General features: G+C 63.3%; 16 protein-coding genes. 6 read left to right on the top strand and 10 right to left on the bottom strand.

Annotation, left to right across the window (positions count from 1 at the left end):
• The first annotated feature begins 85 nt into the window (after positions 1–85).
• Positions 86–952 (top strand): MaoC/PaaZ C-terminal domain-containing protein, encoded by an 867-nt coding sequence (locus tag ACW2Q0_RS04305; RefSeq protein WP_457186357.1) that lies wholly within the window; start codon positions 86–88, stop codon positions 950–952.
• 123 nt (positions 953–1,075) lie between these two features.
• On the opposite strand, the gene ACW2Q0_RS04300 is transcribed toward ACW2Q0_RS04305, so the two are convergent.
• The 4 genes from ACW2Q0_RS04300 to ACW2Q0_RS04285 form a co-directional block, all read right to left on the bottom strand.
• Entirely contained in the window at positions 1,076–1,297 is a 222-nt protein-coding gene (locus ACW2Q0_RS04300; RefSeq protein ID WP_457186355.1) for a ferredoxin, read from the bottom strand.
• Complete coding sequence (locus tag ACW2Q0_RS04295; RefSeq protein ID WP_457186353.1) at positions 1,294–2,535, bottom strand: cytochrome P450; 1,242 nt, start codon at positions 2,533–2,535, stop codon at positions 1,294–1,296. Before ACW2Q0_RS04295 ends, ACW2Q0_RS04300 begins: the two co-directional genes overlap by 4 nt.
• 228 nt (positions 2,536–2,763) lie before the next feature.
• Positions 2,764–4,014, bottom strand: coding sequence for an NAD(P)/FAD-dependent oxidoreductase (locus tag ACW2Q0_RS04290; protein WP_457186351.1), 1,251 nt, complete (start codon positions 4,012–4,014; stop codon positions 2,764–2,766).
• The gene (locus tag ACW2Q0_RS04285; protein WP_457186349.1) at positions 4,011–5,435 is read right to left on the bottom strand and encodes an aldehyde dehydrogenase family protein; all 1,425 of its coding nucleotides are present in this window, start codon (positions 5,433–5,435) and stop codon (positions 4,011–4,013) included. The genes ACW2Q0_RS04290 and ACW2Q0_RS04285 overlap by 4 nt, the downstream gene beginning before the upstream one ends.
• A 189-nt stretch (positions 5,436–5,624) precedes the next feature.
• On the opposite strand from ACW2Q0_RS04285, the gene fdxA reads away from it, so the two are divergent.
• Together fdxA and ACW2Q0_RS04275 are read left to right on the top strand one after the other, a co-directional pair.
• On the top strand, positions 5,625–5,966 hold the full coding sequence (fdxA, locus tag ACW2Q0_RS04280) for a ferredoxin (RefSeq protein ID WP_457186347.1): 342 nt from the start codon (positions 5,625–5,627) through the stop codon (positions 5,964–5,966).
• Positions 5,967–6,136: 170 nt separating this feature from the next.
• A complete protein-coding gene (locus ACW2Q0_RS04275) occupies positions 6,137–6,469 on the top strand; it encodes a hypothetical protein (protein ID WP_457186345.1) in 333 nt (110 codons plus the stop codon).
• 253 nt (positions 6,470–6,722) lie between these two features.
• On the opposite strand, the gene ACW2Q0_RS04270 is transcribed toward ACW2Q0_RS04275, so the two are convergent.
• Complete coding sequence (locus ACW2Q0_RS04270; RefSeq protein ID WP_457186343.1) at positions 6,723–7,304, bottom strand: TIGR03086 family metal-binding protein; 582 nt, start codon at positions 7,302–7,304, stop codon at positions 6,723–6,725.
• 114 nt (positions 7,305–7,418) lie between these two features.
• Here ACW2Q0_RS04270 and ACW2Q0_RS04265 point away from each other — a divergent pair, with 114 nt between their 5' ends.
• The 3 genes from ACW2Q0_RS04265 (at position 7,419) to ACW2Q0_RS04255 (ending at position 11,840) form a co-directional block, all read left to right on the top strand.
• Positions 7,419–8,381 carry a helix-turn-helix transcriptional regulator gene (locus tag ACW2Q0_RS04265; protein WP_457186341.1) on the top strand — a complete coding sequence of 321 codons (963 nt, stop codon included), beginning with the start codon at positions 7,419–7,421 and terminating at the stop codon, positions 8,379–8,381.
• Between the two features lie 585 nt (positions 8,382–8,966).
• Positions 8,967–9,362 (top strand): antibiotic biosynthesis monooxygenase family protein, encoded by a 396-nt coding sequence (locus ACW2Q0_RS04260; RefSeq protein WP_457186339.1) that lies wholly within the window; start codon positions 8,967–8,969, stop codon positions 9,360–9,362.
• Between the two features lie 714 nt (positions 9,363–10,076).
• Positions 10,077–11,840: a sigma-54-dependent Fis family transcriptional regulator gene (locus ACW2Q0_RS04255; RefSeq protein ID WP_457186337.1), complete on the top strand. Its 1,764-nt coding sequence runs from the start codon at positions 10,077–10,079 to the stop codon at positions 11,838–11,840.
• 169 nt (positions 11,841–12,009) lie between these two features.
• On the opposite strand, the gene fahA is transcribed toward ACW2Q0_RS04255, so the two are convergent.
• Genes fahA through ACW2Q0_RS04230 form a run of 5 tightly spaced genes read right to left on the bottom strand, consistent with a single transcriptional unit; the run spans position 12,010 to position 17,915 of the window.
• A complete protein-coding gene (fahA, locus tag ACW2Q0_RS04250; protein ID WP_457186335.1) occupies positions 12,010–13,212 on the bottom strand; it encodes a fumarylacetoacetase in 1,203 nt (400 codons plus the stop codon).
• The gene (locus ACW2Q0_RS04245; protein WP_457186333.1) at positions 13,209–14,075 is read right to left on the bottom strand and encodes a hypothetical protein; all 867 of its coding nucleotides are present in this window, start codon (positions 14,073–14,075) and stop codon (positions 13,209–13,211) included. Before ACW2Q0_RS04245 ends, fahA begins: the two co-directional genes overlap by 4 nt.
• Positions 14,072–15,268, bottom strand: a complete 1,197-nt coding sequence (locus ACW2Q0_RS04240) for a homogentisate 1,2-dioxygenase domain-containing protein (RefSeq protein ID WP_457186331.1) — start codon at positions 15,266–15,268, stop codon at positions 14,072–14,074. Before ACW2Q0_RS04240 ends, ACW2Q0_RS04245 begins: the two co-directional genes overlap by 4 nt.
• Before the next feature lie 45 nt (positions 15,269–15,313).
• Positions 15,314–16,945 (bottom strand): FAD-dependent monooxygenase, encoded by a 1,632-nt coding sequence (locus ACW2Q0_RS04235; RefSeq protein ID WP_457186330.1) that lies wholly within the window; start codon positions 16,943–16,945, stop codon positions 15,314–15,316.
• 7 nt (positions 16,946–16,952) lie between these two features.
• Positions 16,953–17,915: an MBL fold metallo-hydrolase gene (locus tag ACW2Q0_RS04230; protein ID WP_457186328.1), complete on the bottom strand. Its 963-nt coding sequence runs from the start codon at positions 17,913–17,915 to the stop codon at positions 16,953–16,955.
• Positions 17,916–18,058 lie beyond the last annotated feature (143 nt).

Here is an 18,058-nt window from a genome sequence, read left to right as displayed (position 1 = left end):
AGTGCTATTCTAGTACTTGATACTAGCGGTGTCGCCGGTGTTTGACCATGAGTGACACCGACAATGCGCTAAAGGGGACGCCTGGATGAAAATCACGTCAGAGCTCGTCGGCACCAAGCTGGAGCCCGTTACCTCGAGCTGGAACAGCCGTGACTGCGCCCTCTATGCGCTAGGCATCGGGGCAGGTCAGAAAGACCCGCTACGCGAACTGGAGTTCACGACGGATACCACGCCGCACCGGCAGCAGGTGGTATATCCAACATTCGGCGTCATCGTCGGCGCCCAGGTCGGCGTCGGCAAGTTGTTGGATTTCCTCGGCGACGCAGTCGACACGCGCCAGATGCTGCACGGTGAGCAGAAGTGCGAACAACTCAGTCCACTGCCAACACAAGCGACGGTTGTCACTACCGCACAGATCTCCGCGGTGTGGGACAAAGGCAGCGCTGCCATCGTCGAGACCGTCTCGGAAGTCGCGGATGCCGAGAGCGGCACACTGTACTCGCGGTCAACGCAGTCCATGTTCTTCCGCGGCGCCGGCGGCTGGGGCGGTCAGCGCGGCCCGGCAAGTGGCGCTGCACCGGTCCCCGAGCGGAAGCCGGATCGCACGCTAAGCGCACAGACCAGGCACGATCAAGCTCTCCTGTACCGACTCACGGGTGACGACAACCCGCTTCATCTGGACCCGGCCGTTGCACAAAAGGCCGGATTCCCACGGCCGATCCTGCACGGGCTGTGCACGTACGGCGTGGTCGGACGTACGCTCCTCGCGGAATACGCCGACTCGGATCCCAGCCGCTTCATCTCCCTGGCCGTACGGCTGAGTTCCCCGACGATGCCCGGCGATACGTTGACGATCGACACATGGCAACACGGCAGCGAGGTCAGCTTCGCGGTCAAGCGTGATAACGGTGATGTGCTTTTGTCCAACGGCGTATTCATCGTCAAGCAGTAGCTTCTTGCGCGATCAGGAATCGAGGCACCGCCGTAGAACAAGCCGCCCGCCCCATCGTCCCGATGGGGCGGGCGGCTTGTCCGGACGGCACGCGTCAGCTGAGCGCCTCAACCGTGACCTGCTCTAATCCTCCCTGACCGTGATCGCCGCGGACGGGCAGACGCGCACCGCACGACGAACGGACTCGAGCGACTCCGACGGCGGTCGCGAGTCGAGAACGACGACAATGCCATCCTCGTCGTGGCCGAATACGTCTGGAGCCACAGCTGAGCACTGCATCGAGCAGACACACCGGTCATCGTCGGCCGTGACATGTAGGGACACCGCTGACACTCCTTGCTTCATCGCGGCTCGAGGATCATCGGCATAGTTTTGATGCCGTGGAAGAGGTTGCTTGTGGTGAATGGGGTATCACCGGTGATTGCGTAGTTGGGGTAGCGGCGTAACAACTCCTCGAAGATGATACGCAACTCCAGGCGTGCGAGTGGTGCACCGAGACAGAAGTGCGGCCCGCCGCCGCCGAAAGCCATATGCTCGTTCGGGAAGCGCCGCATATTGAAGACGTCAGGATTCTCGAAAACCTCTGGATCGCGGTTGGCGGCGGTGTAGAACATGACCACCCAGTCGCCCTTCTTGATTTGCTTTCCGCCGATTTCCGTATCCTGTGTTGCCGTGCGACGGAAGTGGGTCACCACACTTCCCCAACGCAGCATCTCCTCGATCGCGGACCGCATGAGCGAGTAGTCCGCGGCAAGGTCGGCACGCTGATCAGGATTATCGAACAAAGCCCGCGCGCCCGCGCTGGTTGTGTTGCGCGTGGTGTCGTTGCCCGCACCTACCAGGACGAAGAAAACCTCCCGCTGCTGGCGCCAGGTGAGCTTTTCACCGTTTATCTCCGCGCCCATGAGCCGGGATACGAGATCGTCTTTGGGGTTTTCCTGCCGATCCCGCTGCATACGTTCGAGGTAGTCGAACATTTCGGTAACCGCGGCCGCACCTTTCGCCGAGAAGGCCGTGCATGCTTGCAGGTCTATTTCCATATCGTCGAGATCGGTGACGGCATCGGTCCACTCGGAGAGCAGATGCTGATCTTCCCGTGGAAATCCGAGCAAGTCTCCGATGACCTGGCCCGGAACTGCGGCGGAAACCTCGTGTACGAAGTCGATTTCGTCGTGCTTTCGTGGAGCGAGGGCGTCGAGCAGAGTAGCGACCTGTTCGCGGATAACCGGCTCGGCTTGCATGACCATCTTGGCTGTGAACGCGCTGCTGACAATCCCACGCATCCACGCATGGACGGGGTCGTCGACTCCGAGCATTGCGAAGGTGTCGTAGTCCGTGAAGCCGGTTCCAAGCGTCAATGTCATGTGACCATCTGCAGAGGAGAAGATCTCTGGATGGCGCGAAACATGTGCGATGTCTTTATGTTTCGTCAACGCCCAGAACGGATGCGTGTGGGTGATGTTGCCAGGAGCGGGCGTGTGCCAATGGACGGGATCGGTCTCCTGAAGCCGTCGCAAGACGGTATAGGGGTCACTCATCCACAGCGCGATGTCGGTCAAGTCGATCGATTCGGTGCTGCTCATATTCGTGGTCCTTGCGTGAGTTGTTACTCGATGCCAACCGGCGGTGTGATTCCGCCATGTTAGAGCATCATTCTAGAATTTTATACTGATTGCTGACTATTTTTGCCCGGCGCAGATTCACGTGATTTGGACATCGCTGATCCGGCGGTTGGTTCGGCTCTTGCAAGCCCTCGTCCACCGTTGCCGGACTCGCATATTGCAACGCCCGGCAGCGGCCGCTCAGCAGGTTCAGACGGAGAGGCCCTCGACGAATTCGGTCGCCTCGGACCATGACGCGCCGGCTGCAATCATGTTTCGCAGCCTCATAATTCTTCGTGATTCGTTGATCGTCAGTACCCCGACGAGACGGGATTCGCGGCGGTAGAGCGCCACCAATCGCGCATCATCGATGCTGCCGGCACAAATCCGAACCTCGTCGGCGTCCGGCACACCCGCGAACTGAATTCGATGGTCATACCAGACGCTCCAGTAGTACGGCACCGTGTGGTAGGCGGTCGCCTTCAGCCCGAGCGCGTTGCGTGCCGCGTGGGCACCCTGGTCACCAGCACTCGTCCAGTTCTCGAGTCGCATCACTCGATCAAACGTTTGGTTATGCCAGTGGGCTACGTCACCGGCTGCCCACACGTCAGGCACATTCGACGCGAGGTACATATCGCATACGACGCCTCGATCAGCAGCGTGCAACTGCACACCCGATCCCTCGAGCCACGCAGTCGCCGGTACCGCACCGATACCCACGACCAATAGGTCGGCTGCCAGTATCGCCCCGTCGGACAACTTCACGGCTTCCACGGTCTGGCGCCCTTGGACTTCCTGCACCGCGACTCCGGTCAGCGTCCGAATCCCCTGTCTGTCGTGCAGCGTCGCCAACATGGCACCCATATCCGCACCAACAGCCCGTACGAGCGGAACGGTGGCCGCCTCGACGATCGTCACCTCAGCTCCGAGTTTGTGGCACACAGATGCGACTTCGGAACCGATGAATCCTCCGCCGATCACCACAACCCGAGCCCCGGGTTTGATCGCCTCACGGATCGAAACCGCGTCGTCCCTGGTCCTGAGGACATGTATGCCGCTCAGGTCCGGCACTCCGGCAATAGTGCGTGGCACCGAACCGGTAGCGATGATCAGCCTGTCGTAGCCGACCGTGCCGGAGCTCGTGTCCAGCTTTTTGCGCGCGACATCCAGGCCGGTCGCCGCCGTGCCGAGCCGCAGATCTACACCGAGCTGATCGGTGAGATCTTCGACGTCGCGCAAGGTCGTATCGTCGGTCTGCCGCTCCAAGAACGCTTTGGACAGCGGCGGCCGGTCATAGGGCACGTGCGGTTCATCACCGACCAACACGATCCTGCCGCCGAAGCCCTCCTTCCGCGCGCTCTCTACAGCGCGCAGACCAGCGAGAGATGCACCCACCACGACTAGCGTGGCGTCCTTGTCCAGCATGTTGCCGGATTTCAGTTGGCCATCACTCGATATCACGGCCAGCTGCTGTCGGTCGAGCGGGTCTGGTTGATGACGTGAACGTCGGTGAATTCATGCAACCCCCACACTCCGTTTTCGACACCGACCCCGCTCCACTTGACGCCGCCGAAGGGAAGAGTAGGCGGAAGCACAATGTGGTTATTGATCCACGTCGTACCTGCCTCGATCTGCTGGGCCAGTTCGATAGCGCGCTCGGGATCAGCGGTCCAGATCGAGGATCCGAGACCGAAGTGCGATGCGTTGGCGCGGGCGATTACCTCGGGGACACTGTCGTAAGGCAAAACAGGCAAAGCAGGGCCGAACTGCTCCTCGGCGACGATCGCCATCTCATCATTCACGTCGGTAAGGATGGTCGGTGCGTAGAAGTAGCCCGGCCCTTCCAGAATGGGCCCGCCTGCGGCAACGGTGGCGCCCGCGCCGACCGCATCGGCAACCAGCCCGGCCACGCGGTCCAGCTGCGGCTTGTTTTGCAACGGCCCGTAATCCACACCTTCCTCGAGCCCGTTACCAACCTTGGCCGCTTTGGCCTGATCTACCAGTGCCGCGACCACGTCGCCATACAGCTTCCGCGGCACGTAGGTTCGCTTGATAGCCACACAACTCTGACCGGTGTTGGTCATGGCGTTGGCGAAGATACCTGCGGCCACCGTCAGCGGGTCGGCGTCTTCGAGGACAATCGCGGGATCGTTTCCGCCGAGTTCCAGCGTGACCCGCTTGAGGTCGTCGGCCGCAGCAACGGCGACCTTTTTTCCGGTAGCCGTCGAGCCGGTGAAACTGATCTTGCGAATCGCAGGATGCGTGCTGAGCTTGGCGCCGAGCGGATCGAGACCGGAGACAACATTCAGCACACCCGGCGGCAGAACACTCGCGAGCACCTCGCCGACTTTGAGAGTCGTCAGCGGGGTATAAGGGGAGGGTTTGAGGACGACAGTATTACCCGCACGCAGAGCTGGTGCGATCTTCCAGAACGCAAGCGCGACAGGGATATTCCAGGGTGTAATCGCAGCCACCGGCCCGAGAGGCTGACGCCGCAACTCCACATAGGCCTTCTCATCGTCCTGGAGAACTTCGGCCGGGGTGTCGAGAGTGGCGTAGTACCGCAACCAGTAGGCGGAGACAGTGAACTCCAAGGGCGACTGCGACAGCGGCCTTCCCTGCTCTTGGGTCAGGATGAGACCTAAATCTTCAGCTACCTCCTCGAGCCGGTCGGCAGCGCGTAGCATCGCGTCGCGGCGAGCCCCTTCGTCGGCACGCCAGCTGACGTACGCCTTCTCTGCCGCCGCAACGGCCAGGTCGAGCTGGGCCGCCGTGCAATCGGGAGCTTCTGCGAACGGTTGACCGGTCGCGGGATTGATCACCGCGAATGTCGCTTGACCAGCAACCTGTTCGCCATCAATCGTCATTGAAAAGTTGGGCATGTCTGCTCCCAGAGGTTTAGCTATGGAGGTCGATCACGAACGGGCTCGCGGTTCGTCCGTCGACCCGTGTGACGGACTTCATTCTAGAGCATCATTCTAGTATGATCCACGTTACAGATGAAGTTCCGCAAATTTGTTTAGGGCTGCTCGGTGGACCAGGCCCGGCGGAATGAGTAGGAGGATCGACCCATGGCGTACGTGATCGGTGCCGCTTGCATCGACGTCACCGACAAGTCCTGCATGGATGAATGTCCGATGGACTGCATCTACGAGGGTGCCCGGAAGATGTACATCAACCCCAAGGAGTGCATCGACTGCGGCGCATGCATGCCGGCCTGCCCGGTGGAAGCGATCACCCTGGATCGCAAGACACCCGAAGAGCTCGAGGAGTTCGTCGCCGACAACCTGCGGTTCTTTACCGAACCCCTCCCAGGCCGCGACACATCCTTAGGCGCAACACCGGGCGGCGCCAGCGCGCTCGGCCGCGTGGGTATCGACACCGAACTCGTCGCGCGTCACCAGCGTCCGTAAAGGTCGACCGCGTGATCGACGTAGTGAGGATCGCGGACTTACCAGCGGGTGGTGCCGGTGGAGGTGGCGTTGTCATTGATGCGCCAGAGCTGTCCATCGGAGGCCGATGACTCCAGATATCAGCCGGGAGCGCTGAAGAACTACCTACCTTGCCTTGCCTGAGGAGGCGAATGGGCGTGACCGCCGAAGGAATCCCACTCGAAGGTGATGTGCACCTGCGGATCTGGCTGTCCAACGTGGTCTTCGACTACACGGCCACCGCAGCGGCCGCGCACAACTTGATCCACGACTGGAGACGAGGACATTGGTACACAATTGAATTGATCCACGAGACCACAGACCATCGCCGACTGCTGCCGCGCCTGCCATACGAACGATTGTTTCTCGGGCCGTTCCGGGCAACGCCCCGATGCCAACAGGCCAGGCCGATCAGCGAGTTGCCATCATGCTCGGACAACGACACAGTCAACTTCGAGTCGGTCGACCATCATGCCGGGCGATAGTGATCGAGCAAGCTCGAGCTGTATCCGACTGTCCGGTGTCGGTCAGCGAGCGACCCGTACGGCTCGACACCATGCGAGCCATCCCGAATGCCGACGACGCCGCGGCCGTGATCACGTTGCGCTGAGGTGGATTTCGGACAGTGCCGCAGTCGGCCGACCGAAGCGGGCGACCGCCCCGCGCCCTGTCGCGACGAAAGCACCGTCCGGCCGGATACGTTCCGCCGGACGGTGCTCTCTGTTTCAATCGAAGCGATCAGGCTCGAATAAGGCGCTCCCGCCCGAGCCAGGCGGCCAACTTCTCGTAGGGGCCGGCACTTTCAGGTACGGCATGTGCCGAACCGAACATGCCACCGGTACGCTGCTCATCGGGCAGCATCTGGTGGGCGACGGTCAGCGCGCACGCTGCCAGGTCTGGGTCTAGTTCGCCGGGATGGCCCAGTGCCTCCGAGAGATCCCAGGTGTGAGCCACTGTTTCCATGACAAAGGCCATTAGCACAGCATGTCCGGGCATTTCGCCGAATGGCATCCGCATTACCGCTTCCAGGCTGCCGTCCTGAGCCCATGCCTGGATTGCTCGCGCCCTAGCTGTGTCGTACGCGGCCGCCCAGCCGTCGTCCGGTACGTCGTCCACGAATGGCTGTACGGCGTTCGCGTCTGCGCCTTCGGCCGCGACCGCCAGACGGATAGTGACACCGACAATGTGGCTGAGCAAGGTACGCACGTCGAACTCGGTGCAGGGCGTGGGGCCCTCGAGTTCGTCCACGCGCACGAGTTCGAACAGCGCGGCGGCCTGGTCGGCAGCACGGACGAACAGCAGTCGAGGGTTGGGGTTCATTGTCTTCCTTCCTGTGGGATCGCAGGAAGGGTCGCCTGATAATATGACATATAGCGTCAACATTTTCTTCCGATTTCCTGCCGAGAGATTGCTGCCCTGAAGTCCGAGCGCCTGTTGTCAATTCTGCTGCTCCTTCGTACCCGCGGCCGCGTACCCGCACGGGAGCTTGCCGACCGGCTCGAAGTTTCGTTGCGGACCATTTACCGTGACGTCGAGGCTCTCTCGGCCGCTGGCGTCCCGGTGTACGCCGAACGGGGACGACACGGCGGAATCGAACTGCTCGCGGGGTTCCGTACGGATGTCACCGGGTTGACAGCCAACGAGTCCCGCGCATTGTTCATCCTCGCCACCGAAGGTGCGCACGCCGCGCTCGGTTTGGACGCGGCATTCAGCTCCGCACTGCGCAAGGTGATGGCCGCACTGCCTATACCGCACCAGTCGGCCGCCGAGGCCACCGCCCGCCGCATCCTCGTCGACGCAACTCGCTGGCGGCGCGGCCCACAGAGCGCCGTAGACCTGAACACCCTGCAGGACGCGATCTTTGCCGACAAGCGGTTACGCCTGGAGTACCGGCACAGCGGCACCACGGACACGCGGTTATATATCGTAGATCCGTACGGCCTGGTGTTTAAGGCAGGTATTTGGTACCTGGTCGCGGACCTGGCAGGGCGGCCACGCCTATTCCGAGCCGACCGCGTGCGCTCGGCGTGTGTCCTCGACGATCCGGTGCAGCGCCGACCCGGCGTCGAACTCGCTCATGCCTGGGATGCGCTGCGGCGCCAGGTCGAGGAGCGGCCCGGCAAGGTCGATGTCGCCGTACTGGTCCAACGAGAGATACTCGACCTCTTTCAGCGCCTGCTCGCCTCGTGGCTGACTACACTGCCGGACGACGACGGCACGAATGATCGGATAACCGTGCACCTGACCTTCGGCAACCTCGGAGAGTCCCGCCAGTTGCTCATGTTCGGCAACGAGGTGGAGGTTATTTCGCCACCTGAGGTGCGCGAAGAACTGACTTCGAGCGCGGCCGCCGTGACGGAGTTGTACGGGTCTCCCGGATCGACGACCCAGACATGACCTCGACCTGTCTTACGGCGGCATTCTCATTCGCAGAACTGGCATACCGCACACCGGGGCACGGTGGAGTCTTTGGCCATAACGAGAAGTACGCCAATCGGTCCTGATAACGATCGGCATCCCATCCCGCGGCCACGCCGACCGCAAACGCCCGGGCATAGAAAACTGCATACCGCCTTGATAAGCCGTTACGATTTATTCGTATTATTTGACGGTCGTTTGGATTGATCCATGCCGTCGCGGCGCGGGTAGGTGTGCAGCCTGGAGGCAGTACGCGAATTGCACTCAACGGCGATGATCCCGGCGGTCTGCACTTCTCGATGCCGCCCAAACATCTGGAGCCCGATCGGCGGATCACAGCGCAGGACACGATGCCACACTCGGGTTGGGCGTGGCATTCTCCGTACGGCCCAGCAACCGCGACCCGGTCATGACCGAACCCCCGGCTGGAGAAGGGCTCGGTGCCCACCGGTTGGTCACCAGCACCAATATTGCGCCCTTGTGACGTACAACATACTTGCTATATGCTCCGAACTCGTTACAGCACCTCCGGCTTGGGGGCGCATATGTTCGACGACGGCGTCAGTGACGGAGGAATACATGTACGTCGCACTGTTCTGGGGCAAGGTCCGTCCAGAGTGGCAAAACACCGAATACGCCGCGATCGGCGCTCGGATGTTCGAGCGAGCCTCATCGATGCCGGGCTTCGCCGGACTGCACAAATTCGACGTGCCCGATGGCCGGGAGCTCGCGATAGCGTATTTCGAAACCGAGGCACAGATGGCCGACTGGTACAACGACCCCGAGCATCGCGCCGTCGAAACGCTGGGGCGCCGCGACATTCTCGACGACTACACTATCGAGATTCTCGAAATGACACGGTCGTACACCAAGGAATCCTCTACATTCCGCGCAACACCGGAGGATGAGCTCGCTGCTGACGAGCTGGCCGCCAGCGTTCAGAACGCCGTCGGCCAGTAACCGAGCCGAGCGATACCAGTTGTCGCGGCTGCGGAATACCTTACCCGGCATGAAGGTTGGTTCCTGCCCGGAAAGATCCGCAGCACCGCGGCCACGCCCAAACCCGATTTGCCGGCGCGGGAAGCTGATGATGACTGCAGTCGCCTGCTCAGTCGGCGTCGTCGCCATCGAGAACGAGCGGTGCTCGCCGGTGCCCGGAATCAGCGCGTCCGAATACCGACTGGGCTCGAATTCATACACCGCGGGCTCGACCAGCTCGAGCTCCAGCGAAACGATGTCGCCGATCAGCGCGGCGATGCAAGTGCGAAGTTGTTGCAGTGGAACGGCATTCGTAGCTCGTGTTCGTCGAATGTGATCAGCTCGATCTCACAGTCGCTATAGGCATGCGACTTGCACAGCAACACATACCCTTTCCTCGCTCTCGTAATCGGCCAGCGCGAACGTCGAGTAACGATGTCCCGGTTGGTGATCGGGTCGATGCGCCAGTGGTTGCCCCGCGTACAGTGGCACAGAACTGCGCGAGCTCGTGCGCGTACCCTTGTTCGCGAAGGCTCTGCCTGCTCAACGTCTTCCTCCTGACGCGGCCGGACCAAGCGCAATTACTGTGATTATGGCGCAGCAAATGCGCTAGGCTGAACGTCTCGAATTGAGACGCGTCGCAAATTGAGACGCGCTAGCGTGGGTTCCAGCAAGTCAGTACCAAGGTGATAGCCGATGACGGATCGCGCCGAAGCCGCCGTGAACCTGCGAGAAGCCCGCGAGCGGTTCCTCAACGCCCGGTCATTCGACACCCTGCCTGTCCGCAATGCTGTGCTCGACTCCTGGCGCCGGTCCCAGGCCCTGCACATTCACCCGGATCGGGTGGAACTGCCCTTCGTGCGCGAACCCGATCTGGATTCACCCCTGACCAACGCCGCCGCGCCCGTCCTGCAGCGACTCGCCGACAACCTTGCCACCCAGACCATCAGCGTCATCCTGACCTCCTCCGACGGTGTGGTGCTCGAACGCTTCGCCGCCGATGCGGCGATCATGCGGGCATTGGACAGCGTGCAACTCGCGCCCGGATATAGCTACGCCGAAGATTTCGTCGGCACCAACGGCATCGGCACCACCTTGGAGACCGCCAGCCCGACCTTCATTCGCGGCGGTGAGCACTATCTCGGCACGCTCGGGCGGCTGGCCTGCGCGGGCTCACCCATCCGCCATCCGTTGACCAGGAACGTACTCGGCGTCATCGACCTCACCTGCTGGGCCAGCCACTCCGACCCACTGTTGTTCGCCCTCGCCAAGACCGCGAGCAGCCAGATCGAGGATCGGCTCAGTGCCCTGGCCAATGAAAGCGAGACCGCGCTACTGGAAACCTATCTGCGCCAATGCCGCCGATATCCGCTCGGGGTCCTGGCCATCGGCGGTGATGTGGTGCTCATGAACCACTACCTGCGTCGGAACCTCGACGCGCACGACCAAGTGGCGCTGCTCGAGCATTCGACCGACCTGGCCGGTCCGGGTACGATCGACACCCTGGTGGCTACGTTGCCGAGCGGGCATTCGGCGAAGGTCACTGCCGTCGAACGGATTTCGGGACGCGGCGGTGGGCGCAACATCGTACTGCACGTCCAACTCACCACCGAGCGCGCGCAGCGGAGTCCCATACCGCACACCACGTTCGCGCTACCTGGTGTGGCGGGACGTAGCAGCTCGTGGCGGCGCAGCTGTCAACAGATGGAACGCTGCTGCCGGGATCGCGAATGGGTGCTGTTGGACGGTGAAAAGGGCTCCGGGCGAACGAAACTCGCCCGGGCGGTCGCGGCGCACGTGAGTGCGAGCAAGATGATCCGAGTGCTCCGCACCGCCGCTTTCGCCGACGCAGAGAGCATGCTGGCCGCGGTGAGCGCGGCAACGGCCGACAATGACTTCAATCTGGTACTCACCGAACTGCATCGGCTACCCACCGACGTGATCGAACCGATCGCGGAGATTTTGCAGGGCTGCGCCGGACACGGATGGATTGCGGCAACGATGAATTCGGCCGCACTCACACCAGCCGTCGATTCGCTACTACTGCCCTTGTTCACCCACACGGTTGGCGTGCCCGCACTCCGCCACCGCATCGAAGATCTCGAGGACCTGGTCCCATTCCTGTTGCGCGAGTTGACCAAAGGCGCGAACGTCCGCCTCGCCCCAGATGCGATGCACCAGCTCGGAAAACTGCCATGGCCCGGCAATATCGCCCAACTACGTCAGGTCCTCGCCGAAACGATCGCCGTCCAACGCTGCGGCACCATCCACGTCGACAAACTGCCGCCCCAATGCCGCTCACTCACCCGCCGCAGACTGTCACAGATCGAAGCGCTGGAACGCGACGCGATCGTCCGTAGCCTGCAGGACAACCACGGCAACAAGGCCGAAGCCGCGGCCGCCCTCGGCATGTCCCGCGCAACGATCTACCGCAAGATCAAAGACTTCGGCATAGCCTGAACCAGCTCGCTCATCGAGCCCAGCTAGCCGCCGCTGCGGACTTGGTCAGCTGAGCAGGCGGCGCTGCCACCGCATGCGGGGCGCAACCGGTCCCAGGCTCCGACAGTCTCCGTAGACAGAGCTCGATCTCGACGCACCAGCAGCACTGGCGGGCGAATTCCCCGTCCGGTCAACTCTGCTGCTGCGCGGGCACGATCCGGCCGGTGACTTCGCCGAGGCTGATCGCAGTCCCGTCGGCGCCGGGCGCGGTGGCACTGATGGTGACGATGTCACCGTCTTCGAGGAAGGTGCGGGTAACGCCGGCGTCGAGGGCCAAGGGTTCTGTCCCGTTCCAGGTGAGTTCGATCAATGACCCGCGTTGCTCCTTCGAATCCCCCGACACCGTGCCTGAGGCGTACAAGTCGCCGGTACGCAGGCTCGCACCGTTGACTGTCATGTGCGCCAGCATCTGGGCCGGCGACCAATACATTTGGCGGTACGGGGGCCGGGATACGGTGTGCCCGTTCAGTTCAACCGCGAGGGCGAGGTCCAGACCCCAGGGCTCGGACTCCTGTAGGTACGGCAGAGGTCGCGGGTCCTGCGCGGGGCCTTGGACCCGCGCGGCGGTGAGGGCGTCAAGGGGCACGATCCACGGCGAAATCGATGTAGCGAAGGACTTTCCGAGGTGTGGGCCGAGCGGCACATACTCCCAGGCTTGGATGTCGCGGGCCGACCAGTCGTTGACCAGGCACACACCGAAGACATGGTCGGCGAAATCCCTTGTGCTGACCCGGGTTCCGAGAGCACTGGGTGTGCCGACCACGAACCCGACTTCGACTTCGATGTCGAGTCTGGTCGAGGGCCCGAACACCGGTGCGGCGTCGGTGGGTGTCTTGCGTTGCCCGCAGGGGCGGATGATGTCGGTGCCCGATGCCACGATCGTGCCGGCGCGGCCGTGGTAGCCGACCGGTAGGTGTTTCCAATTCGGAAGCAGCGCAGCCGAATCAGGCCGGAACATCTTGCCCAGATTGGTGGCATGGTGCTCGCTGGCATAGTAGTCGACGTAGTCGGCGACCTCGATCGGCAGGTGCAGCCGCACCTCCTCGATTCGGTGCAGGGCGGGCTCGACTGCCGGGCGTTGGGACTCGTCGGTGAGTTTGTCGATGATGCCGGCGCGAGTCGTCTTCCAGAACTCGCGACCTGCAGCCATGAATTCGTTGAGCGAGCCGCGCGCGAAGACATCGAGGCCGGTGACGGCGGCGAGATCGAGCACATGGTTCCCGATACGAACGCCGACGCGCGGCCCCACGCCTGCGCGCGAAAACACGCCATAGGGCAGATTGTCGATCCCGAAGCCGGAGTCCTTCGCTCCCGCTACCCAGGTGTCGGTCATGGCGTCGCTGTCTCCTCGGAATTGCCGGCGAGCCCGAACTCGCGGGCCTCGGTCAGTGGTGTGCTCGTGCTGCACGAGCCGTAGCTGGTGAACAACCCGCGCGCGGCGGTCACCTGCGATGCCGTCATGTCGAGCACCGCCCCGACCAGCGCGGCGCGATCGGTGGTGAGCAGGTCGGCGGTGACCGCGAGCGTATCAGCTCCCGTGGCCGCCGCGGCCGCGGCGACAAGAAGGTTCAGGTACCCGTGGTGGCTGAACCCGGTCGCGGAGTCGGTGTAGCGGACACCGTGATGCAGGCCGGCCGTGGCCTTCACGACCACCTTGTGACGTGCCGCGGCGACCAGGGCGCCAGCGAGATCCTTTGCTGCGGGAAAGGATTCGGCCCGTACCCCACCGCACCGCAGTTTGAGCCCCACCGGTCGGTCGGTATCGAGCCGAGCGATCTGCGAAGCGATGGCATCTGTGTCAGCCAGCGTCGCAGGCTCCAAGAAAACCGGCACACCTGCCGATAGTGTGGCCACGATATCGGCGATCGGCCGATCGGCTGACGCGAGCGGGAATTCGATGACGCCGAGTTCCAGCGCAGGGTCGGCTTCGATCTGGTCGGCGGCTACCGCGACCCCGTTCAGTCCGGTGTCGACGATGAGTCCAACCCTCAATCGATCGTCTGAGGTCAACTCGCCACGCAATTCACCGATACGCGAAGCGGGACACAGGAACCGGTGGGTCAAGATCGGGCTCGCGGCGGCCAGATCGAGACGGTGGCGGGCTACCGCTTCTCGCATGGTCAATGCCGTGGGCGGAAAGAGGCCGGCGTCGTCGATGAGGTCCGCGACGAGCGGTGACACGGTCTGCGCCGTCATGCGCCTGCTCCGGACAACCAGCTCCGCGCGTACTTGCCGTCGTCGGCCGCGCGGCCGCCTTCACCGAGCTGAAGTGGGCGGAACGTATCGACCATAACCGCGAGTTCGTCGAAGAACTCCCGGCCCAGGCTCCGTTCGACCGCGCCGGGTTGCGGTCCGTGGGTATGTCCACCGGGATGCAGCGAGACCGAGCCCTGGCCGATTCCGGTGCCTTTGCGGGCCTCGTAGTCGCCGCCGCAATAGAACATCACCTCGTCGGAGTCGACGTTGGAGTGGTAGTACGGGACTGGTACCGACAACGGGTGGTAGTCGACCTTGCGCGGCACGAAGTTGCAGACCACGAAGTTGTTGCCCTCGAACACCTGATGCACCGGCGGCGGCTGGTGCACACGCCCGGTGATGGGTTCGAAATCGGAGATGTGGAAGGTGTAGGGGTACAGGCATCCATCCCAGCCGACCACATCGAACGGATGATGCGGTAGGAGGTAACGGGTTCCGGCGATCCCGGCGGCCCCACGGTGCTTGACCAGCACCTCGACATCGGTCTCGTCCGATAGCAGCGGCTCGGCCGCGCCGTGCAGGTCACGCTCACAGTAGGGCGCATGCTCGAGCAGCTGTCCGTAGCGCGACAGGTAGCGCTTCGGCGCAGCGATATGGCTGTTGGCCTCGATCACATAGGCACGCACTGGGGTGTCGGGATCGGGAACCCACCGGTGCGTCGTGGCTCGCGGCAGAATCACATAGTGGCCCTCGCGGAACGGCAGCGCGCCGAACACCGTTTCGACCGTGCCGGAACCGGACTCGATGTACACGCATTCATCGCCGATCGCATTGCGATACAACGGCGACGTCGCCCCCGCGACCACGTAGGAGATGCGCACGTCGTCGTTGCCCAGGACGAGCCGACGACCGGCGATCACGTCGGCTGATTTCCATTCCTCGCCGGGAAACAGCTCGTGCAACGCAAGATGGCGAGGTACGAGCGGGGAATTGGGAGTCAGCGCGAGATCGCCGGGCTGCCAGGGCTCGGCATCGGCGATCGCCGACGGGATGTGGCGGTGATACAGCAGCGTCGAGTCGCTGGAGAAGCCGTCCTCCCCCATCAACTCTTCGTAGTAGAGCCGCCCCGCGTCATCCCGGAACTGCGTGTGACGTTTCGGCGGGATCGTGCCAACCTGGCGGTAGTACACCATGTCTGCGCCTCCTTGTGGTCGCGTGTGAAGTCTTCTGTTGTCGCTCTAAATCGCAAGGGATGCAGTGGGATAAACCTCAGGGTGGACAACCGCGCGCCGCAGCGCCGCGGTCAGCTCCGCCGCTGCGGGCCGGTCCAGGACAGCGGCGACATGCGCGTCCGGCCGTATCACCCACACCTCACCCTGCCGCAGGTCCAGCGCCTCGGTGAGCACACCGGCGGAATCGACCTCGGTGGTTTCCAGCACACGCACCGGCGCGGTCACGGCGGCCATCGCGGCAGCACGCAAAGCCACGACATCGACTCCCGGCGCCACCAGCATCAGAAACCCGTCCCGGGACAACTCACGCAACCGCGCGTGCGATGAATCCGCCACCGCCACAGGCACATCCGGAACGAGCACCCCCGGCCCGGCGGGCGGAACCTGCCCGCGCGGCGGGCGGCCGCTGAAGGGGCGGCGCGGGTCCGGCGTGGTCAGGGGCGAATCGACGTACCAGAACGGTTCAGCGAGCCGACCGGAATCGACGCGACCGCTGGCCGCGGGATCTACCGCCGCCGCGTCGAGGACCTCCGTTCTGCGGCGCCACAGCTCGTTATCGCGTGGCACCAGGAAATTCATCGTATCCGTGGTGACCTCGAGGTTTTCCAGTGCCGCCGCGTGCCGTTCGTCGTGGTAGGTGTCCAGCAGGGCGGCCGTCGCCCAGCCGTTCAGCACGAACGCCAGCTTCCAGGCCGCGTTCTCGGCGTCAGCGACACCGGAATTCAGTCCGCGGGCACCGAAGGGCGACACCAGATGGGCGCAGTCTCCGGCCAGCAGGATCCGGTCGACTCGCATGCGGTCCACGACGCGAGAGTGGAAGCGGTACACCGACTTCCACACGATCTCGTACGGCCGATCGCCAATGATCATCCGGATACGAGCATCGAGCGCGCCGCTGGCCTCCTCGGCGTCGAGGTCGTAGTCACCAGGAACCTGCCAGTCGATGCGGAACGTGGAATCCGGGCACGGGTGAATCAGGATCTGCCGCTCGGGATTCCAGACCGGATCGAAGTAGAAGCGCCGCTCGTTCGACCAGCCCGCCAGATCTGCCCGAATATCGCAGATCAGGAACCGGTCATCGAACGACTCCCCACCGAAGTTCACGCCCAACGCAGAGCGGATCTCGTCACCGCGCGCTCCCGCGCATGCGATCGCGTAATCCACAGCGATGGTGGTCTCGCCGTCAACGGTGGTGCATGTCAGGGATACTCCACTGTCATCCTGGGTGATCGCGGTGACCTCATGTCCCCACTTCACCTCGATCAGGCCTTCGGCGGCAATGCAGTCGTCGAGAATCTGTTCGGTCCGGGTCTGCGAGACGTTGACGAATGCCGGAAAAGATGAGCGGCCGGGATCGGTGAGGTTGTAGGAGAACAACTCTCGGTCGCGATAGAAGGTCCGAGCGGTGGTCCAGGTCAGCCCCTCAGCAGCGATACGATGTCCGGCTCCGCCTGCGGCCTCCCAGATGTCGAGGACGTCGCGTTGCTGGCAGATCGCCTTCGAACCGACCGGATCACGGTGTGGACGGCGGTCGAGCACGACCGTCGGCACGCCCCATCGGGCGAGCAACAGCGCAGCCGTCTGCCCCACCGGACCGTTGCCGATGATCCCGACGCAAGGTGTAGATCTGTTTTTCATCGAATCCTCAGCCCTGCAACTGATCCCAGACTTCACGGTCCCGCTCCGCGGTCCAGATGACCGGACGCTCGATACCCGACAGCTCGTCCCACACTCGGGAGACATCGAAGGGCAAGCAGTGCTCGAAGATCGGCCAGCGGCCATATTGCTCGAACAACGCCGAGTGCGTGGCCTCGAAGGCCTCCTTCAGCGTTCCACCACGCTGGTGCACGGCACCGACCTCACGCAGCATCACCGCCAGAAAATTGCGCGTCTGCTCGACCGCCGCATCGCAGGCTGCGCGTCCCCTGGCGACACCGCCACGCCCTCCGACCAACTGCTCCGCTCCCAGTGCCCGAACCCGATCCAGCGTGCTGGTGGACCACTCGCGATGGAAGGCATCACCGGTGTAGAGCGCAGCTTCAGCCTCGACCAGATCGCCCGCGAACAGGATCTTCTGCTTCGGAAGCCAGGCGACGATGTCGCCCTCGGTGTGCCCGCGGCCCAGGAACTTCAGCTCCAGATCACCGCGGTCACCACCCAGATCTATGGTGACGGTGTCCGAGAAAGTTTGTGTCGGCCAGGTAAGGCCCGGGATGGAGTCGGGGTCCTTGAAGAGCCGGGGCATGCGTCCGAATTCCGAAAGCCAATCCTGCTGCCCCCGTTCCGCGACCAGCCGACGTGTGGTGTCGTGCGCGATGACGACTTCGGCTTCGTACGCGCTGGCCCCGAGTACGCGCACGGCGTGGTAGTGCGACAGCACCAGGTACTTCACCGGCTTGTCGGTGCGCTCGCGCAACTTGGCCAGCCAACTGCGAGCGGCGGTCGGGGTGGCGAGCGCCTCGAAGCAGACGAGGAAGTCTTCACCTTCGATGGCGCCGATGTTCGGATCGCCCTCCGCCGTGAGCGCGTAGACACCGTCTGCCAGCACCTCGAGGGTCTGTTCCTTCTCGCCGAGATCGGCTGAGGACGCGAACGATTTCGTGGTCATGGGCACACTCCCATTTGATCAAGGCTTTTATTAATTTCCGAGTGTAACCTACCCCACAGGGTAGGGGAAGAGCCGACACCACCGACCTCCACAACCACCGCCGCGCAGAACACCCGCACAACTCACGAACCGGCACCGTGCGG

The sequence above is a fragment of the Nocardia citri genome (assembly GCF_054065835.1).
This window is presented reverse-complemented; position numbering and strand designations above follow the sequence as displayed.